25 protein-coding genes are annotated in these 22,467 nt (G+C 65.3%); 5 read left to right on the forward strand and 20 right to left on the reverse strand.

Annotated elements, in window-relative coordinates; genetic code table 11:
• Window positions 1-171 precede the first annotated feature (171 nt).
• From accC to Q4C89_RS05215, 5 genes are all read right to left on the reverse strand, one after another.
• The gene (gene accC / locus Q4C89_RS05195; RefSeq protein WP_303101543.1) at window positions 172-1,509 is read right to left on the reverse strand and encodes an acetyl-CoA carboxylase biotin carboxylase subunit; all 1,338 of its coding nucleotides are present in this window, start codon (window positions 1,507-1,509) and stop codon (window positions 172-174) included.
• A gap of 93 nt (window positions 1,510-1,602) precedes the next feature.
• Window positions 1,603-2,163: an acetyl-CoA carboxylase biotin carboxyl carrier protein gene (accB, locus tag Q4C89_RS05200; protein ID WP_303101544.1), complete on the reverse strand. Its 561-nt coding sequence runs from the start codon at window positions 2,161-2,163 to the stop codon at window positions 1,603-1,605.
• Window positions 2,164-2,346: 183 nt separating this feature from the next.
• Window positions 2,347-2,904 carry an elongation factor P gene (efp, locus tag Q4C89_RS05205; protein ID WP_303101545.1) on the reverse strand — a complete coding sequence of 186 codons (558 nt, stop codon included), beginning with the start codon at window positions 2,902-2,904 and terminating at the stop codon, window positions 2,347-2,349.
• Window positions 2,905-3,009: 105 nt separating this feature from the next.
• On the reverse strand, window positions 3,010-4,095 hold the full coding sequence (gene dprA / locus Q4C89_RS05210) for a DNA-processing protein DprA (protein ID WP_303101546.1): 1,086 nt from the start codon (window positions 4,093-4,095) through the stop codon (window positions 3,010-3,012).
• 83 nt (window positions 4,096-4,178) lie between these two features.
• Window positions 4,179-5,381 carry a tetratricopeptide repeat protein gene (locus tag Q4C89_RS05215; RefSeq protein ID WP_303101547.1) on the reverse strand — a complete coding sequence of 401 codons (1,203 nt, stop codon included), beginning with the start codon at window positions 5,379-5,381 and terminating at the stop codon, window positions 4,179-4,181.
• 149 nt (window positions 5,382-5,530) lie between these two features.
• On the opposite strand from Q4C89_RS05215, the gene Q4C89_RS05220 reads away from it, so the two are divergent.
• Window positions 5,531-6,397, forward strand: a complete 867-nt coding sequence (locus tag Q4C89_RS05220; protein ID WP_303101548.1) for a metalloenzyme domain protein — start codon at window positions 5,531-5,533, stop codon at window positions 6,395-6,397.
• A gap of 198 nt (window positions 6,398-6,595) precedes the next feature.
• Here Q4C89_RS05220 and Q4C89_RS05225 read toward each other — a convergent pair whose 3' ends face one another.
• Together Q4C89_RS05225 and Q4C89_RS05230 are read right to left on the reverse strand one after the other, a co-directional pair.
• Window positions 6,596-7,198 (reverse strand): phosphoribosylanthranilate isomerase, encoded by a 603-nt coding sequence (locus Q4C89_RS05225; RefSeq protein WP_303101549.1) that lies wholly within the window; start codon window positions 7,196-7,198, stop codon window positions 6,596-6,598.
• Window positions 7,191-7,484: a hypothetical protein gene (locus Q4C89_RS05230; RefSeq protein WP_303101550.1), complete on the reverse strand. Its 294-nt coding sequence runs from the start codon at window positions 7,482-7,484 to the stop codon at window positions 7,191-7,193. The genes Q4C89_RS05225 and Q4C89_RS05230 overlap by 8 nt, the downstream gene beginning before the upstream one ends.
• Before the next feature lie 87 nt (window positions 7,485-7,571).
• On the opposite strand from Q4C89_RS05230, the gene Q4C89_RS05235 reads away from it, so the two are divergent.
• Complete coding sequence (locus tag Q4C89_RS05235; protein ID WP_303101551.1) at window positions 7,572-7,991, forward strand: CBS domain-containing protein; 420 nt, start codon at window positions 7,572-7,574, stop codon at window positions 7,989-7,991.
• A gap of 62 nt (window positions 7,992-8,053) precedes the next feature.
• Here Q4C89_RS05235 and Q4C89_RS05240 read toward each other — a convergent pair whose 3' ends face one another.
• The 7 genes from Q4C89_RS05240 to dnaK form a co-directional block, all read right to left on the reverse strand.
• Window positions 8,054-8,560 carry a GNAT family N-acetyltransferase gene (locus Q4C89_RS05240; RefSeq protein WP_303101552.1) on the reverse strand — a complete coding sequence of 169 codons (507 nt, stop codon included), beginning with the start codon at window positions 8,558-8,560 and terminating at the stop codon, window positions 8,054-8,056.
• Between the two features lie 48 nt (window positions 8,561-8,608).
• Window positions 8,609-9,538, reverse strand: coding sequence for a DnaJ C-terminal domain-containing protein (locus Q4C89_RS05245; RefSeq protein WP_303101553.1), 930 nt, complete (start codon window positions 9,536-9,538; stop codon window positions 8,609-8,611).
• 18 nt (window positions 9,539-9,556) lie between these two features.
• Window positions 9,557-9,958: a type II toxin-antitoxin system VapC family toxin gene (locus tag Q4C89_RS05250; RefSeq protein WP_303101554.1), complete on the reverse strand. Its 402-nt coding sequence runs from the start codon at window positions 9,956-9,958 to the stop codon at window positions 9,557-9,559.
• Window positions 9,959-9,960: 2 nt separating this feature from the next.
• A complete protein-coding gene (locus tag Q4C89_RS05255; RefSeq protein WP_303101555.1) occupies window positions 9,961-10,290 on the reverse strand; it encodes a helix-turn-helix transcriptional regulator in 330 nt (109 codons plus the stop codon).
• A 9-nt stretch (window positions 10,291-10,299) separates the two neighbouring features.
• Complete coding sequence (locus Q4C89_RS05260; protein WP_303101556.1) at window positions 10,300-11,070, reverse strand: VF530 family DNA-binding protein; 771 nt, start codon at window positions 11,068-11,070, stop codon at window positions 10,300-10,302.
• Between the two features lie 81 nt (window positions 11,071-11,151).
• Complete coding sequence (locus Q4C89_RS05265; RefSeq protein ID WP_303101557.1) at window positions 11,152-11,808, reverse strand: nucleotide exchange factor GrpE; 657 nt, start codon at window positions 11,806-11,808, stop codon at window positions 11,152-11,154.
• Between the two features lie 144 nt (window positions 11,809-11,952).
• Window positions 11,953-13,842, reverse strand: coding sequence for a molecular chaperone DnaK (gene dnaK, locus Q4C89_RS05270; protein ID WP_303101558.1), 1,890 nt, complete (start codon window positions 13,840-13,842; stop codon window positions 11,953-11,955).
• A 168-nt stretch (window positions 13,843-14,010) separates the two neighbouring features.
• On the opposite strand from dnaK, the gene Q4C89_RS05275 reads away from it, so the two are divergent.
• Window positions 14,011-14,955 carry an epimerase gene (locus tag Q4C89_RS05275; RefSeq protein ID WP_303101559.1) on the forward strand — a complete coding sequence of 315 codons (945 nt, stop codon included), beginning with the start codon at window positions 14,011-14,013 and terminating at the stop codon, window positions 14,953-14,955.
• Between the two features lie 66 nt (window positions 14,956-15,021).
• Here the strand turns inward: Q4C89_RS05275 and Q4C89_RS05280 are convergent, their stop codons facing one another.
• The 4 genes from Q4C89_RS05280 to Q4C89_RS05295 form a co-directional block, all read right to left on the reverse strand.
• The gene (locus tag Q4C89_RS05280) at window positions 15,022-15,600 is read right to left on the reverse strand and encodes a PAS domain-containing protein (RefSeq protein ID WP_303101560.1); all 579 of its coding nucleotides are present in this window, start codon (window positions 15,598-15,600) and stop codon (window positions 15,022-15,024) included.
• 71 nt (window positions 15,601-15,671) lie between these two features.
• Window positions 15,672-16,826, reverse strand: coding sequence for a radical SAM family heme chaperone HemW (hemW, locus tag Q4C89_RS05285; RefSeq protein ID WP_303101561.1), 1,155 nt, complete (start codon window positions 16,824-16,826; stop codon window positions 15,672-15,674).
• Window positions 16,827-16,906: 80 nt separating this feature from the next.
• Window positions 16,907-18,532 (reverse strand): E3 binding domain-containing protein, encoded by a 1,626-nt coding sequence (locus tag Q4C89_RS05290; RefSeq protein ID WP_303101562.1) that lies wholly within the window; start codon window positions 18,530-18,532, stop codon window positions 16,907-16,909.
• 142 nt (window positions 18,533-18,674) lie between these two features.
• Complete coding sequence (locus Q4C89_RS05295) at window positions 18,675-19,475, reverse strand: polyphosphate kinase 2 family protein (protein WP_303101563.1); 801 nt, start codon at window positions 19,473-19,475, stop codon at window positions 18,675-18,677.
• Between the two features lie 49 nt (window positions 19,476-19,524).
• Here Q4C89_RS05295 and Q4C89_RS05300 point away from each other — a divergent pair, with 49 nt between their 5' ends.
• Window positions 19,525-20,427, forward strand: a complete 903-nt coding sequence (locus tag Q4C89_RS05300; RefSeq protein ID WP_303101564.1) for an EamA family transporter — start codon at window positions 19,525-19,527, stop codon at window positions 20,425-20,427.
• Between the two features lie 13 nt (window positions 20,428-20,440).
• Here Q4C89_RS05300 and Q4C89_RS05305 read toward each other — a convergent pair whose 3' ends face one another.
• Window positions 20,441-20,794, reverse strand: coding sequence for an ArsC/Spx/MgsR family protein (locus Q4C89_RS05305; protein WP_303101565.1), 354 nt, complete (start codon window positions 20,792-20,794; stop codon window positions 20,441-20,443).
• A gap of 66 nt (window positions 20,795-20,860) precedes the next feature.
• Window positions 20,861-21,895, reverse strand: a complete 1,035-nt coding sequence (locus Q4C89_RS05310) for a DUF4357 domain-containing protein (RefSeq protein ID WP_303101566.1) — start codon at window positions 21,893-21,895, stop codon at window positions 20,861-20,863.
• A gap of 57 nt (window positions 21,896-21,952) precedes the next feature.
• Between Q4C89_RS05310 and Q4C89_RS05315 the strand changes: the two genes are divergently transcribed.
• Entirely contained in the window at window positions 21,953-22,429 is a 477-nt protein-coding gene (locus tag Q4C89_RS05315; protein WP_303101567.1) for a DUF4870 domain-containing protein, read from the forward strand.
• Window positions 22,430-22,467 lie beyond the last annotated feature (38 nt).

The raw sequence follows: 22,467 nt of genomic DNA on the forward strand, positions 1-22,467 counted from the left end.
CCAGTACAACCGCAACCTCAGCTCCATCGCGGCGGGCGTCAAGCTCCGCTTCTAAGGAGACGGCTCGAAAGGCGCTCCCTTCACTGGGGGCGTTTTTCTTGGTTTGGGGAAAAGGGGAGAGGGTGAAGGGAAGCACTGCGCTCAACCCTTCACCCTCTGCCCTACGCCGCTTTACATCTCCATGCGGGTCTTGAGGAAATTGGTCATCACGGCCCCGCGCTTGTAGAACGGGTTGTCCATGATTTTGATGTAAAGCGGGATGGTGGTCTTCGGCCCCTGCACGACGGTTTCTTCGAGGGCGCGTTTCATGCGCGAAACGGCCTTGTCACGGTCTTCGTGCCAAACAATTAGCTTGCCGATGAGCGAGTCGTAGTGCGGAGGAATGGCGTAGCCGCTGTAGACGTGGGTGTCCACGCGCACACCTGGGCCGCCCGCAAAGTGGGCATCGTCGATTTTGCCCGCCGAGGGCCGGAAATCCTTGTCGGGGTCTTCGGCGTTGATGCGGCACTCGATGGCGTGACCGTGCAGTTTCACGTCTTCCTGCTGCAACTTCAGGCCCAGTCCGGCGGCGACCTCGATTTGCAGGCGCACGAGGTCGAGGTTGGAAATCATTTCCGACACGCAGTGTTCGACCTGAATGCGCGTGTTCATCTCCATGAAGTAATAGTTGCCATCGCGGTCCATGATGAATTCCAGCGTGCCTGCGCCAGCGTAGTTCACATGCTTGGCGAGGCGTACCCCGGCATCCAGGATTTCCCGACGCAAGCTTTCGGGCAGCGTGCTGGGCGCTTCCTCAATCAGCTTCTGGTTGCGGCGCTGAATCGAGCAGTCGCGTTCCCCGACATGGATGACGTGACCGTTGCCGTCCCCGACGACCTGCACTTCGATGTGCCGGAACTCTTCCAGGAATTTCTCCATGATGATGGCGGGGTCACCGAAGTACAGCCGCGCTTCTTCCTGGGCCTGGTTGAAGCCCTTTTGCAGTTCTTCCTGGGTGCGGATGACCTTCTGACCGCGCCCGCCGCCGCCCGCCGAGGCCTTGAGCAGCACCGGGTAGCCGATCTGCTTGGCGGCGAGCAGGGCCGCGTCCACGTCGGCCAGCACGCCCGTTCCCGGCACGGTAGGCACGTTGCTCTGCGCGGCGATTTCGCGCCCGCCCGCCTTGCTGCCCAGCGCCCGCATGGATTCGGGGGTGGGGCCGATAAAGACGATGCCGTGTTCGCGGCACATCTCGGCAAAGTCGGGGTTTTCCGCCATAAAGCCGTAGCCGGGGTGAATGGCCTCGGCCCCGGTCATCAGCGCAGCAGACAGGATGTTGGGGATATTCAGGTAGCTCTGGTTACTGGCAGGCGGCCCCACGCACACCGATTCGTCGGCGAGCAGCACCGGCAGGCTCTTTTCGTCGGCGGTGGAGTAGACCACCACGGTCTTGATGCCCATTTCGCGGGCCGTGCGAATCACGCGCAGGGCGATTTCGCCGCGATTGGCGATGAGGATTTTTTTGAACATGGTTCTCCTTGCAGGGAGGCTGATGGCTCAAGACAGATGGCAGATGGCAAAAAGCCCTGTGTGGTTTGCCATCTGCCATCTGCTTTCAGTACCTCACTCAATCATGAACAGTGTCTGACCGTATTCCACCGGCTCGGCGTTCTTGACCAGAATTTCGCGCACCACGCCGCTCTGCTCGGCCTCGATTTCGTTCATCAGCTTCATGGCTTCGATGATGCACAGCACCTGCCCGGCTTCCACGCGGTCCCCGACCTTGACGTAGGGGGCGGCGTCCGGGCTGCTGGCGGCGTAGAAGGTGCCGACAATCGGGGCCTTGACGGGCGTGCCCTTGCTGGCGGGGGCGGTAGGGGCAGCGGGCGCGGCCTCGGCAGGTTTGGGCGCAGGAGCCGCTTCGGGAGTGGGCGCCGCCGGGGTGCTGGGGGCAGCGGGCGCACTGGGAGCGGCGGGCGCAGCAGGCGCGGGGGCAAAGCCGCCCATCATCTGCGGAGCCTGCGGCATAGGCGCAAAGCCCATCTGCGGGGCGGGCGCCGCCGGAGCAAACGCCTGGGGGCCACGCTTGAGGGCGAGGTCGAAGCTGCCAGTCTTGAGCGCGAACTCGCGCACGTCGGCATGGGTGAGGGCATCGAGAATCTTCTTGAGGTCTTCCGGGTTCATGGCCCCTCCTTGGGTTGAAACTTAACTTTCCCTATCATGCCCCTTTTTGGGCCGTGGGGGGTGTCACTGCTCACCTAACGCCCGTTTGGGTGAACGGGGTCCAAATTTTTGGGCCGAGTCAAAAACGGGTGAAAAAAAGGCCCGAACCGCAGTCCAGGCCAACCCAACGAAATGGGACAGGGTTCAGGCGCGGCTGAGGTACTGCCCGGTGCGGGTGTCCACCTTCACGTCGGTGCCCTGCTCCACGAACAGGGGAACCTGTACCACCGCGCCCGTTTCCAGCGTGGCGGGCTTGGTGCCGCCGGACACGGTGTCACCGCGCACGCCGGGGTCGGTCTGGGTGATTTTCAGGATGACCTGGTTGGGCAGGGTGATGCTCAGGGCCTTGTCGCCATACATCGCCACTTCCACGTCGGTGTTTTCCTTCATGAACTTGGCGGCGTCACCGACCAGCGTGGGGGCGAGGTGAACCTGCTCGAAGGTGTCCATGTCCATGAACACGAAGTCGTCGCCGTCCTTGTACAGGTACTGCATCTTCTTGCCTTCGACGAAGATGTCTTGCAGTTTTTCGCCACTGTTGAAGGTGCGGTCCACGATGCTGCCCGTTTCCATGTTGCGGAACTTGGTGACGACTTTCGCGCCGCCGCGTCCCATCTTGAGGTGGGAGTATTCGAGGCATTCCCACAGGCCGCCGTCCATCTGCACTTTGGTGCCGTTACGCAGTTCAGTTACGCTGATCATCAGGAGTTCTCCTTGTTTAGTCCGGGGCCTCGGCCTGCTTTGAAGCAGGGGGCCACTCGGCAACAGGCAAGAGTTTAGCAAAAGAGGCCAGGAACGCCACAGCTTCTAGCGGCTCCAACGCCCGCCCACTTCGTAGACCAGCCCCGACAGTTGCAGCATGACCAGCGCGGTCTGCAGGTCCGGCACGCTCAGGCCCGTCACCGCGTGCAGGTCGTCCAGGGTGGCGGGAGTTTGCAGCGCCGCCAGCACCCGCGCCTGCTCGGGCGGCAGGTCGAGGGGCGCGGCGGGCGCGGTCTCACCCCAGCCGAGTTCGGTGAGGATATCCTGCGCGGTTTCGGTCAGCACGGCCCCGTCCCGAATCAGGGCGTGCGGGCCACTGGCACGGGGGTCGCCTGCGCGTCCCGGCACGGCGAACACGGTGCGCCCGCAGTCGAGGGCATGGGTCGCCGTAATCAGTGAACCGGATTTGCGCTCGCCTTCCACCACCAGCACCCCTGCCGACAGCGCGGCGATGAGGCGGTTGCGGCTGGGAAAATGGTGCTGCGCCGGGCCAGTCCCGAGCGGATACTCGCTGAGCAGGGTCATGCGCCCGGCGAGGTGGTGGTTTTCACGCGGATAAATCACGTCTACCGCGCTGCCCAGCACGCCCACCGTCGGGCCGCCCGCCTCCAGCGCCGCGAGGTGGGCCGCCGTGTCCACCCCCCGCGCCAAGCCGCTGACGACCAGCACGCCCGCGCCCGCCAGTTCGCCCGCAAGAGTGCGGGTCAGCGCGAGCGCATGAGGACTTGCCGCCCGCGTGCCGACGATGCCGATAGAACGCGGCACGGTGTCCAGCCCGCTCAGCAGCGCCGCTCCGCCCTCACCCCAGACCCACAGCACCGGGGGCGGGTCGCCCAGCGCGTCCAGGGCCGCCGGATATTCGGGTAAGCCACGGCCCAGCAGGGTCACGCCTTTTTGCGCGGCCTGGGTCAGCTCGGCCTCGGCTTTCTGAGCCGCCGCAGCTTGCCCGATGGAGGCCACCGAGCGGGCGTCCAGTCCTTCGACCTGCCGCAACTGCGCCAGATTCGCCCGCAGCGCCGCCTGTGCTGTTCCGAAATGCCGCCGCAGCGCCTCAATTCGCCTCGGCCCCAGCCCCGGCGTGAATTTGAGCGTCAGCAGGGCCAGCAGTTCGGCGGCGGGGTCGGGGGTCACGGGGAAAAGTGTAGAGGGTGGAGGGTAAAGAGTAGAGGGTGAAGGGGAAGAACCCTCTGCCCTCCACCCTCTCCCCTGCGCGTCTACTTGCCCTGCTGGGCCAATCTCAGGAAGTAGGCGCTGGACTTGTCGTTGGGGTCGAGCGCTACGGCGCGGCCATAGGCTTCGGCGGCCCCGGCGTAGTCCTGACGCTCGTAGCGCACGCGGCCCAGCCAGGCCCAGGCTTTGGGGTAGGTGAGGTTTTCGTTCGTGGCCTGGAGGAAGCCGGCTTCGGCCCCGGCTTTGTCGCCCGCCGCGTATTTGCCGTATGCCGTACGGAAGGTCTGCACCGCTTTCAGGCCGTACTGCTGGCCTTCTTGCGCCAGAGCGAGGTTGTAGCGGTCAGCCGCTGTCGCGCCGGGCAGCGCGGTCAGGGCCTGGTACGCGCTCAGGGCCGCCTGCGGGTTGCCCAGTTCGAGGGCGAGGCGGCCCGCTTCACGCTGCGCCTCGACAAAGTTGGGGGCCGAGCGGGCGGCTTCCTGGAATCCGGCGAGGGCTTCGGCCTTGCGTCCGGCGTCCAGGCTGGCATAGGCGCGGCTGAACGCCTGGGTCGCGGCGGGGCCGTAGGTGCCAGCGTTGCGGGCGACCAGCGCAAAGTAATTCAGGGTCTTGTCCTGCGGCGCGAGGCTGAGGGTCTGGGTGTAAAGCGTTTGGGCCAACGCGTAGTCGCCGTCTTCGAGCGCGGTGCGGGCGGCCCAGGTCGCGCAGGGCAGGCTCTGGGGGTCAAAGCGCAGGCAGCTCTTGAAATAGGCGGCGGCCTGACTGGGTTGGCCCCGCGTGTAGGCCGCGTAGCCGAGGTTGTACTGCACGTTTCCGGCGGCGCGGGCTTCGTTCTGCCCGGCGGCGACGGGAGCGACCTTGAAGTAGGCCGCCCAGCTCGCTTCGGCCTGTTTCCAGAAGCCGACTTCGGTGTAGATCTGGGCGCGGAGTTTCAGCACGTCGGGGTTGCCGGGCGCGGCGCTGACCGCAGCTTCGGCGCGTTCGGCGGCCTGCTTCCACAGCGGCTGGTCAATGTTGGCGCTCCCCACCGGATACGCGGCGCGGGCCTGCACCATCAGGTCGCGGGCTTCGGCGGCGAGTTGCGCGGCCTGCTGCCCACTGCCGAGGGCCGAGCGCACCGGAGCGGGCGCAGGCTCCGTCACCGGGTCTGGGGTCACGGGTGCGGGCGCAGTGTCGGTCTGGGCGAGGCTCGCCCCGGACAGGGCCAGGGCAGCGGTGAGCAGCAGGGCACTCAGGGAACTGTTCATATCATCCTCCTTGCAGTCGGGCCGTCTTTAGGGCCGCGAGCTACGCTTGCCCTTTCATTGTTCGCATGACGGGCGGGCCGGGGTGTGGGTTTGACATGAGGAAGCCTTCAAGTCGCTGAGGGTGAGCCGCTGACTCTAAGCTGAGGGGCATGAGCGGCATTCTCTGGCTGGCCCTCGACGGCGTGGGGCACCCCCAGGACGCGCCGCCGGGGTCGGTCTGGGAACAGGAATTGCCGACCCTGCGCCCCCTGGTCGAATCGGGCTGGCGACTGGACGCGGCCCTGGGCGTGCCGGGCCTGCCGCAGTCCGGGACAGGCCAGAGTTGCTGGCTGACCGGGCAGGACGCCGTGCGGCTCATGGGCGAACACTTCGGGCCGGTGCCGGGGCCGACCCTGCAAGCCCTGTTGCGCGGGCAGGGGCTGCCCCGCCGACTGCATGAGGCAGGGGCCCGCGCCGCGCTGGTCAACCGCTACGCCCCGGCTTATCTGGAGCAGCAGGCGTCCGGGCGCAATCGCCTGGGCTGCTTTCCCTACGCGTTCCGGGCGGCGGGACTGGCACTCAATCCTCCGGGTGTGCCGCTGCTGGGAGCGAGTCTGGGGCTGTCCTACGTCTCGCCCTGGCTCCCCACCGAGCCGGAGAGCGCCGTTTCGCGGCTGGGCCGTGACCTGGCCGCCGCCCTGCGGAACCACGACCTGCTGGTGGCCGACCTGTGGGTCAGCGACTTGCTGGGACACCAGGGCCGCGACCCCACGCCCCCGGACGTGTGGGCGGCAGGGCGGGCCTACCTACGCCGCGTCGACCTGCTGCTGGGCGCAGCGCTCGATGCCGGGGCCAGGGTCATCCTCAGCAGCGACCACGGCAATCTGGAAAATCTGTCGGTCAAAGCCCACACCCGCGCCGGAGTACCGCTGGCCGTCGCTGGACTGGCCCAGCCCGAAGTGCCGCCACTGGACATCGTGGCGGGGGGACAGTGGGTGGCGCACTGGGCCGGAATTGGTTCCCGGCCTGGCCCCTGACCCCGTGGGCAAAGTAGCCAGCACTTTTCCACAGGGAAGACATTTGCCCCTGTGGACGACCGATTTCGCCCAGGACATAAGAGTAAAAAGAGGCTGTGTAGGACGGCAAAAAAACCGCCAGCTGTCCGAGTCGTCAGTAAGGGGAAAGTTATCCACAGTGAAACGGCAGCCTGTGGATAACTTTTGGGTAGACCTGCCTCAAGCCCGTTTTGCCGCCTGAATAAAGGCGGTCACGGCCTGTGGATTTTTGAGGCCCGGCGAGGCTTCCAGTTTGCTGACGGCGTCCACTCCAGTCGGCCCCACCAGGGCGATGGCCTGCGCCACGTTGTCCGACCCCAGCCCCCCGGCGAGCCAGCGTCCGTGCAGTACTCCGGCGGGCAGGTCAGCCCAGTTGAGCGGCACCCCGCTGCCGGGTGCGGGCGCGTCCACCATCAGGGTGACGTGGGGGTGCGCCCACTTCTTCGCGTCCTGCCCCACCTCATCGGGCCGCAGAACGCGCAAGACGGGATAATACGCGGCGACGGCCTCTATGTACAGTGTCGGCAGCGGGCCATGCAGTTGGACTGCGCTCATACGCGCCGCTTCTGCCGTTTTCAGCACCTCGTCCAGCGGCTGATTCATGAACACACCCACCCGCGCCACGCTCGGCCCGGCGGCGCGGCTGAGTTCGCGGGCCTGCTCTGCCGTCACCCGCCGTTTGCTGACGGGCGCGAAGATGAAGCCCAGTGCGTCGGCCCCCGCTGTTGCGGCGTGCAACACGTCGGGCAGGTTGGTCATCCCGCAGATTTTGACCTTAACCACGTTGCTGCTCCAGGGTGGCGAGGCGCTCTTCCAGCTCGCGGTTTTTGCGTATCAGCGCCAGGAAAATCAGGGCGTAGTGGTCGTACAGCTTGGGACGCTCCATTTTCGTCTCGTTCGTCATCCAGGCAAACAGCAGCCGCTCGGCCTCTCGCAGCACCTCGTCGTCGGGCACTTCGCGGAAGGCGCGGTCTTTCAGGATGGTGCGGGCGAAGTTGAGCTCGCGTTCCGGGTCGAGTTCGTTCTGGGCTTCGGGCGGAGGGTCAGAAGGGGCAGAGCGGCGAAACATACCCCTACGGTACTGGACGGCGCAGCCTTGAGCGGGCCTTCAGCGTCTGCCCATGCCCGGCTGACAGAGGCCGGGTAGGGTGCGGTCATGACCATCCTCAAAGACATCATGACCACTGACCTGACCACCGTTTCGGGCAGCGCCACCTTGCGCGAAGTCGCCCAGAAGATGAAGGCCGAGGACATCGGCAACGTGCTGATTATGGACGGCGACCGGCTCACGGGCATCATCACCGACCGCGACATCGTGATTCGGGCGGTGGCCGACGGTGACGACGTGAACAGCCCCGTCAGCCAGTACGCCACCCAGGACGTGTTCACCCTGCACTGCCACACCGACGTAAAGGACGCGGCCCGTGCAATGGCTGAGAAGCAACTGCGCCGCCTGCCCGTGACCGACCACCAAAGCGGCGAGCTGATCGGCATCGTCAGCCTCGCCGACCTGTCCACCCGCACCAGTGGCGGAGCCGACGAGAAGGCGCTGGAAGGCATCAGCCAGCCCGGCTGACCCTGAGCCCGACGGCGACATCAGCCCCAGCCCGCTCGGTTGGGGCTTTTTGCTGTCGGCGGTTACGGCAGGTTGTCCCAGACCATCCGCACTTCGACCAGTTCGCCGTCCACCTTCTCGCCCGCTTCCCGTGCGCCCTGCGCGGCGTACCACTGCCGGGTCGGGTTGGACGCCAGCACCCACAGCGCGAGGTTGTCGCCGCCTTCCACCTGCACCTGCCCCATGACCGCCCGCAGCAGCGCCCGCCCGATGCCCTGCCCCTGCACCCGGTTCAGGCTGTAGAGCGTCATGAGTTCGTAGGCATAGCCGGGATGGTCCCGCGCTGGGCCGACCGAGGCGAAGGCCACCACTTCGCCGCCCTGCTCGGCCACGAACACGTCTTCGCGCCCCTGAGAGGTGGTTGCCTGCCAGCTTTTTTCGCGGTTCTGACGGGCGCTTTCGTCGGTCATGCGGCTCAGAAAATCGTCGGAAATCAGGCCCGTATACGTCTCGCGCCAGCTCTGAACGTGGATGGCGGCGAGGGCGGGAGCGTCGCCCACCTCGGCGCGGCGAATGTGGAAGGGAGCCATGCGTCAGTGTAGAGACGCTGGCTCCCGCCTGCCCATCGGCATTTCGGCTTAGTTCTGTAGGTCGCGTAGCTTGGCGTACAGCTCTTTTTCCTCGTCGCTGAGGTCTTTGGGCACAGTCAGATTCAGGCGCACGTACAGGTCGCCGTTGCCGCCCCCCTTCTTGGGCCAGCCCTGCCCACGCAGCCGCATCTTGCGCCCGCCACTGCTGCCTGCCGGGACGTTCAGGTTGCCCGATTTGCCGTTCAGGAGCTGCACTTTGACCTCTCCACCGAGCGCGGCAGTCGGGGCGGGCACGTCCACCGTGGTGGTCAGGTCGTCGCCTTCCAGCTCGAAGTGGGCATCTTCCAGCACGCGAATGGTCAGCAGCACGTCGCCCCCGCCCGGTCCCTGCCCGGCCAGTCGCAGGCGTGCGCCGTCGCGGGTTCCGGCAGGCACGCGCAGGCTCAGGCGTTTGCCGTCCACGTTGATGACCTCGTCGGAACCTTCGAGCGCCTCGCGCAGTGTGACCTGCAATTCGCCCTCCACGTTCTGCACGAAGCGCCTGCTCTGGCCCGCGCCGCCGATGCCGCCCGCCGCGCCGCCGAACAGGTCTTCAAGGTTGATTTGCCCGCCCGCAAAGCCGCCGCCCGCGCCGCGCCCACCCATGCGCCCGCCGAACATCTGCTGAAAGAAGTCGGAGAACTGTCCGGGGTCAAAGCCCGCCGTGTCGCCGCTGAAACCGCCGGGAAAGCCGCCCTCGCCGTAGCCGGGGGGCACCTGCCCGGTGTGCCCGAACTGGTCGTACATCTTGCGCTTTTCGGGGTCGGAGAGCACCGCATAGGCTTCTCCGATTTCCTTGAACTTCTCGGCGGCTTTTTCGTCGCCCTGGTTCTTGTCGGGGTGGTACTGCTTGGCGAGCTTGCGGTAGGCGCTCTTGATGTCGGCATCGGACGCGGAGCGCGGAACGCCGAGGGTGTCGTAATAGTCTTTGTAAGCCATGCGGCCTCCTTTCAGTCGTCAGATGAGGACATCCGCGACTCTTTGTAGTTCACGGTCAAAACTCAGGAAGTGAATATCCACCTCGGTTTTTGCCCTCAGTGCCGAAGCGAGATGAAGGGCGTCCATGCCTCTCAGTGGATGGCTGACGGTCAGGTCGCCTGCCAGACGGTAAATCTCCGGGGTCACTTCCAGTTCGTTGACCCCTGCCCAGTCGCTTTCAAAGTCTTCGACCACCTGAGCATGTTCTTCGTCGCTCAGTTCGCCAGTTCTCAGACGACGGGCAAACGTGGCGCGGGCCTCGGCATAGGCAATCACGCTGGTCGTGACGGCCTCAATGCCTTCCAGCAGTGCCTCGACCTCCTCGCGCCCGGGCTCGGCCAGATACAGCTTGACCAGGGCGCTGCTGTCCAGATACGCCACCTTCAACGCTCGCCCCGCATCTCGGAGATAAGCACCTCGCTCGGCACATCCACTTTCGGGGCATTGGGCCGCACGAAACCCGTGAATTTCTTGAGCGGGCCTCCGAACACCGGGCGGGAAACTTCCAGCAGCTCAGACAACTCGACCCTTTCACCCGTCAGTTTCTCCAGCCCGGAAATCACGGACTCCAGGGTTTCCAGGCTGGGCCGATGTTTGCCGTTGTAGACGTCGCTCAGGGTGCCATAGCGCAGTCCCGCCGCCTCTGCCAGTTGCCGCCGATTGACCCGGCGCTGGGCCAGCAGTTGAGGGAGCAGAACACGAATCTGAGTCATGACCGGATTTTACTCCAAACCGGATGATAGAGACGGTTGACCGACTAATTTATTGATGACGGCTTTCAGCCCATACGCCTCCGCAATGCTCAGCGCCGTGTGTCCCCGCGAGTCCTGAAGCTGGGCGTCGGCCCCGTGCGAGAGCAGCAAATCCAGAATGTCGGTTCTGGGGGCGCGGGTTCTGGCTCGGTAGGCTTGGCCTTCCACGTCCACCGTATGCAGCAGCGGGGGCCAGAAGCGGGCATCGTTCACGTCTGCGCCGCGCCCTACCAGTGCGGCGATCAGGGTCGGCTCGTAGTCACCGTGACCCAGTGCCGAGCGGTCAATGGCGAGGTTGAGCAGCGGCAGAGGCTCCGAGTCGGGCCAGAAATTCACGTCCTGCACCTGCTCCAGCGTGGGCAAGAAGTACAGGTGCAGGTTCTCGGCGTTCTGCGGAACGTGCCGCAGCATCCAGCCCAGCGCCGCGTGAATCTTGGTCTGGCTGACACCCGTAAAGTCCAGCTTCTGCCCGCGCTTGAGTTCGTCAATCAGAGGGTTGAGGTCTTCGCGCCTAGCCAACTTGACGTACTCACCCTCGACCTGTTCCCGTGCCCAGGGCGTCTTGCGCAGAAACTTGAGGCTGCTGCCCACGCTCGGCTCGTTCTGAAAGCATTTGACGGGCACGCGGCGGGCCAGTTCGTCCCAGCCGTACTCGTCGTGCAGGTGGGTGACGATGCGCTCTAAGGTGACGCCGTGAAGTGGTGATGGATGATGGTTGATGGTTGATGGAGGCTTTGGCATCAGCGCTGGCTCCTGCAATGGTTTGTGGACATCGATTCCTCGCTCTGAACATCTTTTCTATCAACCATCAACTATGAACCATCAACCCTTGCGGCTGACCACGACTCGCGCAGGCCGCACCAGACGGTCACCCATCTTGAAGCCCAGTTGGTAGGTCTGCACGATTTTCTCGTCCTCGTCGCCTTCCACCACCTGAATCGCCTCGTGCCACTGCGGGTCGAAGGTTTCGCCTTCCCTGCCCGTGACTTCCAGGCCCAGCCCGGCGAAAATGGTCAGGATCTTGTTCTGCACGGCCTGCATCCCCGGAATGAGCTTGGCGGGGTCGTCCACACCGACGCTGACGGCGCGCTCCATGTCGTCGTACACGGGCATCAGGGCTTCGGCGGCCTTGCTCACGCCCTTGCTCTGGGCTTCGGCGGCTTCCTGACCAGTGCGGTTGCGGTAGCCCTCGAAGTCGGCGGCAAGGCGTCCCAGTTTGCCGCGCAGGTCGGCGTTTTCTTTCTCCAGTTCGTCGTACCGCTCCAGCTTCGCCATCATTTCCTGCACTTGGCCGAACATGTTTTCGTCCATGTCGGGGAAGCCTTCGGGCATCTGGAAGTCGGCGTCGTCCGCGTCTACGTCCACATTGTTCATTTCGACGTCCAGCACGTCTTCGGGCTTGTCCTTGTGCTGACCGAATTTGATGTTGGCGGTGGCGCTGACTTCGGTTTCCTTCGGGTTTCTGGTGTCGTCGCTCATGTCTTTCTTCCTTCCAAACGGGTTGGTGAACATGGCCTTAGCTTAGGCGCTTGGGGTGTAAAGAAAGGGAGAGGGGGCTGTGGGCCGTCCTCTCCCCGTGCGGGCTTGGGCTGTGCTGTTCCCTCCTGAGGAGAGGAGAGAGGATTACTCGGCGGGTTTGAAGTCCGCGTCGATCACGTCGTCGTCGGCCTTCTTGTCTTTGCCGAGGTCGACGTTGCCGTCCTGCGCCTGACCCGCGTTCTGGCCCGCGGTCATGAAGGTGCGGAGTTCTTCTTCCAGCTTCTTCTGGGCGTCGGCAATCTTGGCATCGTCGTCGCTGCGCACGGCTTCTTCGGCTTCGTCGGCAGCGGCCTTGAGCTTGTCCTTGGCGTCCTGAGCAGCGCCTTCGTTTTCCTCGATCTGCTGGAGGGCTTGCACGCGCAGGCTATCGAGGCTGTTGCGCTTTTCGACCTTTTCCTTGCGGGCCTTGTCGGCGGCGGCGTTCTGCTCGGCTTCCTGCACCATGCGTTCCACGTCGCTCTTGTCGAGGGTGGTGGTGTTTTCAATGCGGATGCTGCTTTCTTTGCCGCTGGTCTTTTCCTTGGCAGTGACGTGCAAAATGCCGTTGGCGTCAATGTCGAAGGTCACTTCAATCTGAGCGCGGCCTGCGGGCATGGGGGGGATGCCTTCGAGCTTGAAGCGGCCCAGGCTCTTGTTGTCGGCGGCCATCGGACGCTCGCCTTGCAGCACGTTGATTTCCACGCCGGGCTGGTTGTTTTCGGCGGTGGTGTAGATCTCGGTCTTCTTGGCGGGCACGGTGGTGTTGCGGGTGATCATCGGGGCGATCATGCCGCCCTTGACTTCCACGCCCAGCGTGAGCGGGGTCACGTCCACCAGCACGATGTCGCCCAGGCTAGAGTCGCCCTGGATGATGCCCGCCTGCACGGCAGCGCCCAGCGCCACGGCTTCGTCGGGGTTCACGGACTCGTTGGGGGTCTTGCCGGTGATGTCCTGCACGATGCGCTTGACGGCGGGGATACGGGTGGAGCCACCCACCAGAATCACTTCGTTGATGTCACTGGCGCTCAGTTTGGCGTCGCTGAGGGCCTGTTCCACGGGCTTACGCACGCGCTTAAGCAGGTCGGCGGTCAGTTCCTCGAACTTGGCGCGGCTCAGCACCTTTTCCACGTGCATGGGGGTGCGGGTTTCGGGGTCGAAGGTGATGAAGGGCAGGCTGATGGTGGTTTCAGAGGCGTTCGAGAGGTCGATCTTGGCCTTTTCGGCGGCTTCGATCAGGCGTTGCAGCGCCTGCTTGTCCTTACGCAGGTCGAAGTTGTGCTCCTTCTGGAACTCCTCGGCCAGCCAGTCCACGATGCGGTGGTCGAAGTCGGCGCCGCCCAGGTGGGTGTCCCCGGCAGTGGATTTCACTTCGAACACGCCGTCGCCCAGTTCCAGGATGGTCACGTCGAAGGTGCCGCCGCCAAGGTCAAAGACCAGCACGGTTTCGTTGCCCTTGCGCTCCAGGCCGTAAGCCAGGGCCGCAGCGGTGGGTTCGTTGATCACGCGCAGCACGTTTAGGCCAGCAATTTCGCCTGCCTGCTTGGTGGCTTCGCGCTGAGAGTTGTCGAAGTAGGCGGGCACGGTAATCACGGCGTCGGTGATCTTCTGGCCCAATTTCGCAGAAGCGTCGCTCACCAGCTTGCGCAGCACTTCGGCGCTGACCTGCTCGGGGGCGAGGTCTTGGCCGTTGACGGTGATACGGACGCTCCCACCGGGGCCTTCTTTGACGGTGAAGGGGCTACGGGCCGCTTCTTCCTTCACTTCGTCCCAGCGGCGACCGATGAAGCGCTTGACTTCGAACAGGGTGGCGGCGGGGTTCAGCGCGGCCTGACGGCGGGCAATCTGACCCACCAAGCGCTCGTCGCCCTTGTAGGCCACGACGGAGGGGGTGGTGCGCCCACCTTCGGCGTTGACGATGACTTCGGGACGGCCGCCTTCCATGACGGCGATGACGGAGTTGGTGGTACCCAGGTCGATTCCTACAGCTTTAGCCATGTTGGTTGCTCCTTGAAAGAATGTTGCGCCCAGGCGGGCAGCAGTCTTGAACTGCCCATATCATAGGGACACAGTTCGGGAGTGTCAATAGACTTGAGCGCATCAGACTCAAGTTTGGTGTTGAGGGAATATTCATTCATGAAAGGAACCAGGGCTTATCCTCCGGGCATGAGCGCCAAGCGCCTGATCATCGCCGGGGGCAGCGGCTTCCTGGGCCGCGCCGTCGCCCGGCACTTCACCCGCCAGGGCTGGGATGTGGTGACCCTCTCCCACACGCCTCCGGCCATCCTGAACGGGCGCTGGGTCGGGTGGGACGGCGTGCGGCAGGGCGACTGGGTGGGGGAGTTGGATGGCGCCGACGCCCTGCTCAATCTGGCGGGGCGCACCGTCAACTGCCGTTACACCGTGCAGAACATGCTGGACATCTACACCTCGCGCCTGGACAGCACCCGCGCTCTGGGACGGGCCATCGCCAGCTTGGGCGCTCCGCCCCGGGTGTGGCTGAACAGTTCCACCGCCACCATCTACCGCGACGTCCGTGACCACCCGCAAGACGAGCCGACCGGAGAGATGGGCCAGGGCTTCAGCGTGGACGTGGCCCAGCGCTGGGAAGCGGCCCTCATGGAGGAAACGCTGCCCAGGACACGCCGGGTCGCCCTGCGCACCGCGATGGTCTACGGCGTGGGTCAAGGCGGCATCATGCAGACCACCGACACCGTCGTGCGCCTGGGTGGGGCCGGGCCAATGGCGGGCGGCGGGCAATACGTCTCCTGGATTCACGAGCTGGATTTCTGCCGCGCCGTGGGCTTCCTGATCGAGCACGACCTCAGCGGAGCCGTGAAAGTGAGCGCTCCCACCCCCCTGCCCAACCGCGATTTTCTGCGGGCCTACCGTGACGCCTGGGGGATGCCCCTCGGGATTCCTTCCACCTCGGCGCTGCTGAGTCTGGGAGCGGTGGTCATGAACTCGGAGGAAGAACTCCTGCTGAAAAGCCGCTGGGTGGTACCGCGCAGGCTGCTGGAAGCGGGCTTTACTTTCCAGTACCCGACTTGGCCCGACGCCATCCGCGAACTGGTGCAGGAGGTCAGGGAAGCAGGCCACGCCAGCCGCTGAGGTTCGCGTGGCAGGGCGACCTCTGAGAAGCCGCTGCCAAAAAAGAAAACCTGCCGAAGCAGGTGTTCAATTCAAACTCAGGTCATTCAGGCGAGAGCGCGGTTCGAGGTCCAGCGGGGTGATGGTCGCCAGACGGCCCACCAGTCGGCCCCGGTGCCAGTAGGGGTGGTCGCTCACCAGCACGGGCAGGAGGCTCCCATCGGGGCGGCGAACCTGGGCCTGCCGGGTGCAGGGCGCGGGCGTAGGCAGCGGCGAGAAGACGGCGTCTTCTGAAAAAGGCAGGTCGCTCGGGCGCTGACCGACGAGGTCTTGCACTGGCGAGCCGAGCACACTCCTGAACGCCGGATTGGCATAGCTGATGCGCCCGTCGCCGTTGACCAGGGTCATGGCCTGCCCCACACCGTCGATGGTCTGGCGCGAGAAGCGCAGTTCTCTTTCGTAGGCGTCGCGCAGCAGGTTGTAGCGCCGCACCAGGGCCCTGACCTGCGACGCGGCGAACAGCAGCAGAATTTGCAGGGTCAGCAGTGTGCCGAGCAGGAGCAGGGCCGTGTCGCGGGGCACCAGCAAAGCCACCAGCAGGTCCGTGACTGCCAGTACCCCAAAGACGGCAGAGGCAGAGCGGCGCAGGGTGGAGGGCGGAGTCATGCCACGGAGGTTAATGGGCAGACCCTGACACGGTGCTTACACGCTGTCTATCTGAAGCGGTCGAGAGCTGGTCAACTCGCAGGCGGCGTAACTTCCATGAAGTCGCCCACCACCCGGTTGAGCACCCACCAGCCCTGCGGCGTGGCGCGGAGCAGGTCGCCGTCCTGCTCGAGCAAGCCCGCCGCGACCTGCCGGGCGATGACCGGGGCGTAGGTCTGCATCACGTCCACTCCGCTGCGGGCGGAGAGGGCCGCCAAATCCAGCCCCCGACGCAGCCGCAGCCCCATGAACAGGGCGTCGGTGACGTACTCGTGCGGGTCGATGGGCAGCGTTTCGCCCGTCTCGCCCGTCAGCCAGTCGTGCAGGTGCGGGTTGGTGCGGCGCAGGGTCAGCCGTTCAGGCGTCGGCGGCAGCGCGGGGTAGTGGCCCGCCGCCCCCGGCCCCAGGCCCAGGTACGTTTTGCCCTGCCAGTAGGCGAGGTTGTGGCGCGATTCCTCGCCGGGACGGGCGTAGTTGCTGACCTCATAGCGCGTGAAACCGTGCCCGGCCAGCAGTTCCTCGGTGCGGGTAAAGCCTTCGCGTTCGGCTTCTTCATCGACCTGTACTCCCCGGCGAGCAAACTCGGTGCCGCTCTCGATGGTGAGGGTGTAGGCGCTGACGTGTCCTACACCCAGTTCGACCAGGCCGTGAACGTCGCTGTCCAGTGGCTGTCCCGGCACCGCCGTGATGAGGTCGCCGCTGACCCGGAACCCCTGGGCGAGCAGGCGCGACACCGCTTCGCGCGACTGCTGGGCGTTGTGGCGGCGGCCCAGAAATTTGAGGGTCGGGTCGTCCAGGCTTTGCACGCCCACCGAAGCGCGGTCGAAGCCGAGCGCCCGCCACAGCGCCGCCCGCTCGGGACTGACCGTACCGGGGTTGATTTCCAGCGTGTTTTCTACCCGGCCCCAGCCTAGGTGCCGCTGCACGCTCTCCACCAGAAAGCGCATCTCGTGGTCACGCAGAAAACTGGGCGTGCCGCCACCGAGGTACACCGTGTCGAGGTCGATGGTGTAGGTGGCGGCCAGTTCCGCCGCTTCCTGTTCCAGCCGTTCCAGATACCGCTCGACCAGCCCGGATTGCCGGGTCAGCACATGAAAATCGCAATAGGGGCAAATGCTGGGGCAAAACGGCACATGCACGTACAGGTGCCGCACCACCGGGTCGAGAGCAGGAACGAGGGCCGTCACACGCCGGAGTCTACGCGGCGCGGGGAAGGGGGACAGAAAAACGGAGGCCCACGGGGGAGCCTCCGTTCCAGCAGGTCGTCTCAGACCAGCAGAATGACGGGTTTTTCCAGCGTCTGGGCCACGCTCGCCAGGAAACGGGCGGCCTTTTCGGGGTCCACGTCGCCTTGCAGGCTGAGCGCGGCGCGTCCGTCCTGCACGCGGCCCACGCTGAGGGTCAGCGTCTCGGGGTAGTGCAGGTCGTCCATGTCCAGTGCGCCCGCGTCCACCACCAGCAGGCTGGGCGTGCCGCCGAAATCCACGTCGGTGGCTTGCAGGGCGTCACGCAGACCCTGCTGGCTGCCCACCTGCCGGGTCAGGCCACGGGCGGTGTCGCGCAGGGCCACGCTGTCCAGCCCCAGAGCGGCGGCATGGCGCTGTGCGGCGCGGGCCACCAGCAGCGCGAGGGGAACGTCGCGTTCCAGCGCTTCGCTGAGTTGCTGGCGCAGGTCGTGAAGCTGGGCGACCTGGGCGTCGCGGCGCAGGTAGGTGCCGAACCAGACGGCCCCGCGCTCGGCGGCGGCAGGCGCAGGAACGACGGCAGGGGTGGGGGCGTCCTCGACCTGTTCGGGTTCCTCGGTCTCCGTCGTCTGGACTTCCTCGGTCGGCAGGTCGGCAGTTTCCTCCGGGGCTTCCTCGGCAGCTTGCGGCGTGGCGGTTTCCTCTTCCTCGATTTCTACGGGTTTGGCCACGACCGGCTCTTCGGGCACGACCCGTTCGACTTCAACCACATCGGCGGGCTGTTCCGGCTCTGCCTGTGCGGGCTGGGCCGTGAACGCGGGGACAGGTGCGGCTGCCGGCTCGGCCATCAGCATGGAGTCGCTGTCGTTGTCGCGGGCGGGTTCGATGTCCAGCACCGGCTGAGGCGCGGGCGCGGCAGGCGTTTCCACCACCGGAGCAGGCGTGTCGTGGAGCTGCACGGGCGGAATGTTGAAGGGCGAGGCGTAGGCCTGGGCATTGCCCGACACGGGCGCAGCCGGAGCGGGCGTCACCGGGGCAGGAATTTCGAACTGGGGCTGCGCGGGTTGAGGCTGAACGGGCTGGGGCGCGGGGGCAGCGGGCCGCTCGGGTTCCTTGTGGTACAGGCGCGAGAGCAGATTGCCCAGGCCCGACGCAGCCGGAACCGGAGCCGGGGCAGCTGGGGGCTGGTCCTGCGGCTCCACGCGGGCCGCCGGGAAGGTCACGGGCGCGACCGGGGCGACGGGCGCAGGCTGCTCGACGGTGACGGGCGCCGCGACCACCGGGGACACGGGCGGAATATCGAAGGGCGAGTGGCCCTGCGGGGCCGCCGGAGCGGGCGCAGCCGGAACCACTTCCTCGGCGTCGTCGAGTTCGAAGTCGTCCTGACCGAGGTTCGGCTCGGTGCGGGCGGGGGTGGGCGCACTGCGCGACTGCTGCACGAAGTCGGCAATGTCGCTCTCGACCCCGGCTTTGCTGAGCATGTTGGCGTCGAACATGCCGCCACCGGGCAGGTCTTCGCCGTTCCAGTCGGGCGGCGGCGCATCCACCGGGGTGGACGGCGGCTCGGCTTCCCCGCTCATGACCCGCGACAGGTAGTCGAGAATGTCCTGCTCGACAATCATGCCCCCGGCTCCCGTTCCCTTGAGTTGCTGCCATTCGATGCCGTTCGCTTCGGCCAGAATCTTCGCCAGCGGCGCAATGCGTTCCATTCAAATCCCCCTTTTCGTCATTCTAGACGTGGCCTGTCTCTGCCGTGACAGCAGCCCAGGACGCACGCAGATGAGACTCATCGCGTTTTAGCGTGAAGGTCAGGCTCTGACAGCCTTCTTTCAGCCCGCCCCGGGCCTCCCGTTAGGAAATGCGTATTTGCCTGGGGTCGTAGTCGATCTGCGGGTACTGCGGGTTCATGTCCTTGAGGGCGCCTAACAAAATCCGGCTCAGCACGAGGTCGCGGTACCACTTGCGGTCGGCAGGCACCACGTACCAGGGCGCGGCGTCGGTGCTGGTGCTCAGGGCGTCCTCGTAGGCGTCGGTGAACTTGTCCCAGTTCTCGCGGTCCTTGAGGTCGCCGGGGTTGAATTTCCAGTTCTTGCCGCTTTCGTCCAGACGGGCCTGCAACCTCTCTTTTTGTTCGTCCTGGCTGATGTGCAGGTACACCTTGACGATGCGGGTGCCGCTGTCCGTCAGCAGGCTCTCGAAGTTGCGGATGTGTTCCAGGCGGCTCCCAGCAGTCTGGTCGTCGATCATGTCGTAGACGCGGGTGACCAGCACGTCTTCGTAGTGGCTGCGGTTGAACACGCCCACGTAACCTTTGGCGGGAGCCTTCTGATGGACGCGCCACAGAAAATCGTGCGAGAGTTCCTCGGCACTGGGCTGCTTGAAGTTGGCGATCTGCACGCCCGCCGGGTTGAACGCCCCGATGACCTTCTTGACCGCGCCGTCCTTGCCTGCCGCGTCACGCGCTTGCAGCACCAGCAGCAGCGACTGCTTGCCCTCGGCGTAGAGCCTTTCTTGCCACTCGGCCAGTTCTTCGGCCAGCTCGGCGGTTTTCGCCTGCCCCTCTTCCTTGGTCAGCCCGGCATCGTCGTCGGTCTTCCAGTCACTCAGGCGGGCGCGTTTGCCAGCCTTCACGCGGTATTGGTCTATATCCATGTCAGCAAGTTTAAGCGGCGGCTCTGCGCCGGGGCGTACACTCGCCGCCATGTCCGCTCCCGCCCTGCCGCTGAATGCCCGCAGTCTGGGCCTGGCCCTGCTGATCACCTTCATCTGGGGCGTGAATTTCGTGGTCATCAAGTGGTCGGTGGCGGACGTGCCCCCGCTGCTGGTCGCGGCGCTGCGGTTCGCGGTGGCCGCCCTGCCCGCCGTGTTTTTCGTGCCGCGCCCGGCGATTGCGCCCCGGCTGCTGTGGGGCTACGGGCTGGCGGTGGGCGTCATGCAGTTCGGGCTGCTGTACCTCGCCATTCAACTCGGCATGAGCGCGGGCATGGGCAGCCTGCTGATGCAGACCCAGGCGTTTTTCACGGTGCTGCTGGCGGCGCGTGTTTTTGGGGAACGGGTGATGCCCTGGCAGGTGGCGGGCATGACGCTGGCCTTCGGCGGCATGGCCCTCATCGGCCTGACGGCGGGCCACGACGTGCCGCTCTTTCCGCTGCTGCTGACCCTGGCGGCAGCCCTCGGCTGGGCGGTCAGCAACCTCATCGTCAAGTCTGCGCCGGGGGCCAACAGCTTCGGTCTGGTCATCTGGAGTGCGCTGATTCCGCCGCTACCATTGGCCCTGCTCGCCGGGCTGACCGCCGGGTGGGACACGCTGGGCCGCGCCCTGACCCAGAACGACTGGACTTTCTGGGCCGCCGTGCTGTTCATGGGGCTGGGCAACACGGTGCTGGGCTTCGGCATCTGGTCGGGGCTGATTCAGAAGCACGGCGCGGGGCGGGTGGCTCCGCTGTCGCTGCTGGTGCCCGTCTTCGGGATGCTGTCGAGTGCGCTGGTCTTCCACGAAGGCTTTCCGCCCGGCAAGGCCCTCGGCGCGGCCCTGGTGGCGCTGGGACTGGTGCTGCACGTATTCGGCGGGCGCTGGTGGCGGCAGAAAAATTCCGCTGTCTGAACGCCCGGTCCCATCACTCCAGCATCTGCGCCCAGCTTGCCCTGTCCTCGCCCACGCTCAGCACCTTGCCGCCGCGCACCAGCGGCAGCCGCAGCAGGCCGGGGTCTTCAAGCATCTTGGCGATGACACTCTCCTCCGTCGTTCTGAGGTAGGCGAGGTTGGAGCGTTCATAGGCCTTGCCCTCGGTGTCCAGCAGGCCGTTCACGCCGAATTTCTGCACGAAGCGGGTCAGTTCGCCTTTGCTCATCGGCTTGGCGGCCACGTCCACGAAATGAACCTTGACGCCGCGCTCCTTGAAAAACCGTTCGGCGGCGCGGGTGGCGCTGCTCTTTTTGGTGCCGAAAATCTGAACCTGGGGGCCGGACATACCCGCATGTTGACAAAAAAACCGCCCCACGGTGGGGCAAAGATCGGATGCCTCAGAGATTGAGCCTCACTCCGCTGAGGTTTCTCTTGGCGGCCTATAAAACTGTGCCGAGCGCCCCTGGGCGTCTTTCCAGACATCCCAGCCGGGTTCCGAGCCACCAGAGACATCGCTGGCGGCAGAACTCGGTGCTTTGTGGCTGACATCCTTCTCGAAGGTCAGGATTGTTCCATCGTCTTTTAAAGTCCCATCCAGCAAATACTGTTCTCGCCTCTTGGCTGCTCTGGCATCAGCGGCTATTTCTCGTCGTGCCGTGCTGCCCGCCTTCAGGGTCCATATGCCTGTGATGCGGTGGTAGGTGGCTGTTGCCTGGGCTGGCCCGCGCCTGAAATAGAAAACGATTTCGTCCGAATCGGCGCGAGGAACTGCAAGACTCTCCGTTGGTGCCAGCAATACGTCCCGCTCCGCTTCCGTGATAAGGCCCACTCTGCTGGCAATGTCGGCGGCCTCCTCGAAGGAGATTTTGTGCTTGTACCTCGCCTGCTCCGCTTCGACAAGGGGGCGCTTTTCGCGGCGAATGCGTTCCTCGTCCCGCCGCCTTTCCTGACGCTGAGCGACTGTCTTGAGGGCCGCTTCGAACCTGTCCTTTTCCCAGATTTGGGGGTCGAGCAGCGTCGCCAAGTCCTCGCCAAAAGTGTGGCCCTCTTGCCCCATTTCGGTTTTGAGGGCCACTCTCGCTTCCCAGTCGCCCCCGCGCCGCTCGTCCAGCACCACCCAGACCCGCCCATTGGTCACGATGGCCCAGCGCGTGCCGACGCTGACGGCATAGTTGAGCGCCTGCTGATAGTCGCGGGCTTGCAGGGTCGCGCCCATGCCCTTGAGTTCGAGAGCGAACACGCCCGCCCCTCGCCGCACCAGAAAGTCGGCCCGGCTGCCCGTGACATTGGTTTCCTCCGGATGAACCTCGTCAGGATTCCAGATGTCGAAACCGGCTGCCAGCAAGAGGCGCAGGACGATGCACTGCCGAACGACGGCTTCGCCCGGTGGGTCATCCAGCCACCCCTGGATGGCTTGCACAGCACTTTGTACAGATTCTGTGGGCATTGACCAGAAGTATATGTTTGTGGAACCCGCCCCCTCCCCGCCGCGTATTCCCTGGTGATGAACGGACAGACCCCCACCCAAATGCGGCCCCTGGCCTCCGGCCTGTCGCCTGACGAGCGTTCGGGCGCTTATCTGCTGCACCTCTCGCCGCTGCTGGGGCTGCTGCTGCCGAGCATCGGGCATCTGCTGGGGCCGGTGGCGGCGTGGTGGATGCTCAGATCCTCGCCCGCCCTCGACGCCCAGGGCAAGGAAGTCATCAACTTTCAGCTGACGGTGACGCTGATTTCGCTGCTGCTCAGCACGCTGGCTTTCTTCCTGATCAGCGCGGGGGTACTGGGCGGGCTGGCGGGCATCGTCGCGCCACTGGCAGGCGCACTGTCCATCTTCGGCGCGGTGGGGGCTTTCTTCGCCATTTTGCTGCCGCTGTCGCTGCTGCTCTCGGTTTATCCCCTGGTGTGCATGGTGCTAGGGCTGATGCGGGCCGGCGAGGGTCAGCTCTACCGCTACCCGCTGACCATCCGCTTCCTGAGTTGATCGGCTGCTGGGCTGATCGGTTTTTAGGGTGATCGGTG

Source organism: Deinococcus sp., assembly GCF_030523985.1.
Classification (GTDB): Bacteria; Deinococcota; Deinococci; order Deinococcales; family Deinococcaceae; genus Deinococcus.

Bases quoted from the DNA above. Each gene is read 5' to 3' on its own strand.
- Q4C89_RS05240 (WP_303101552.1), bottom strand. From the start codon at position 8,560: ATGGCTCCCTTCCACATTCGCCGCGCCGAGGTGGGCGACGCTCCCGCC.
- efp (WP_303101545.1), bottom strand. From the start codon at position 2,904: ATGATCAGCGTAACTGAACTGCGTAACGGCACCAAAGTGCAGATGGAC.
- Q4C89_RS05295 (WP_303101563.1), bottom strand. From the start codon at position 19,475: ATGGATATAGACCAATACCGCGTGAAGGCTGGCAAACGCGCCCGCCTG.
- Q4C89_RS05265 (WP_303101557.1), bottom strand. From the start codon at position 11,808: ATGAGCGACGACACCAGAAACCCGAAGGAAACCGAAGTCAGCGCCACC.
- Q4C89_RS05235 (WP_303101551.1), top strand. From the start codon at position 7,572: ATGACCATCCTCAAAGACATCATGACCACTGACCTGACCACCGTTTCG.
- Q4C89_RS05290 (WP_303101562.1), bottom strand. From the start codon at position 18,532: ATGGAACGCATTGCGCCGCTGGCGAAGATTCTGGCCGAAGCGAACGGC.
- Q4C89_RS05215 (WP_303101547.1), bottom strand. From the start codon at position 5,381: ATGAACAGTTCCCTGAGTGCCCTGCTGCTCACCGCTGCCCTGGCCCTG.
- Q4C89_RS05300 (WP_303101564.1), top strand. From the start codon at position 19,525: ATGTCCGCTCCCGCCCTGCCGCTGAATGCCCGCAGTCTGGGCCTGGCC.
- Q4C89_RS05315 (WP_303101567.1), top strand. From the start codon at position 21,953: ATGAACGGACAGACCCCCACCCAAATGCGGCCCCTGGCCTCCGGCCTG.
- Q4C89_RS05220 (WP_303101548.1), top strand. From the start codon at position 5,531: ATGAGCGGCATTCTCTGGCTGGCCCTCGACGGCGTGGGGCACCCCCAG.
- Q4C89_RS05310 (WP_303101566.1), bottom strand. From the start codon at position 21,895: ATGCCCACAGAATCTGTACAAAGTGCTGTGCAAGCCATCCAGGGGTGG.
- Q4C89_RS05280 (WP_303101560.1), bottom strand. From the start codon at position 15,600: ATGACTCCGCCCTCCACCCTGCGCCGCTCTGCCTCTGCCGTCTTTGGG.
- Q4C89_RS05245 (WP_303101553.1), bottom strand. From the start codon at position 9,538: ATGGCTTACAAAGACTATTACGACACCCTCGGCGTTCCGCGCTCCGCG.
- Q4C89_RS05260 (WP_303101556.1), bottom strand. From the start codon at position 11,070: ATGCCAAAGCCTCCATCAACCATCAACCATCATCCATCACCACTTCAC.
- dnaK (WP_303101558.1), bottom strand. From the start codon at position 13,842: ATGGCTAAAGCTGTAGGAATCGACCTGGGTACCACCAACTCCGTCATC.
- accC (WP_303101543.1), bottom strand. From the start codon at position 1,509: ATGTTCAAAAAAATCCTCATCGCCAATCGCGGCGAAATCGCCCTGCGC.
- Q4C89_RS05255 (WP_303101555.1), bottom strand. From the start codon at position 10,290: ATGACTCAGATTCGTGTTCTGCTCCCTCAACTGCTGGCCCAGCGCCGG.
- accB (WP_303101544.1), bottom strand. From the start codon at position 2,163: ATGAACCCGGAAGACCTCAAGAAGATTCTCGATGCCCTCACCCATGCC.
- Q4C89_RS05230 (WP_303101550.1), bottom strand. From the start codon at position 7,484: ATGTTTCGCCGCTCTGCCCCTTCTGACCCTCCGCCCGAAGCCCAGAAC.
- Q4C89_RS05275 (WP_303101559.1), top strand. From the start codon at position 14,011: ATGAGCGCCAAGCGCCTGATCATCGCCGGGGGCAGCGGCTTCCTGGGC.
- Q4C89_RS05305 (WP_303101565.1), bottom strand. From the start codon at position 20,794: ATGTCCGGCCCCCAGGTTCAGATTTTCGGCACCAAAAAGAGCAGCGCC.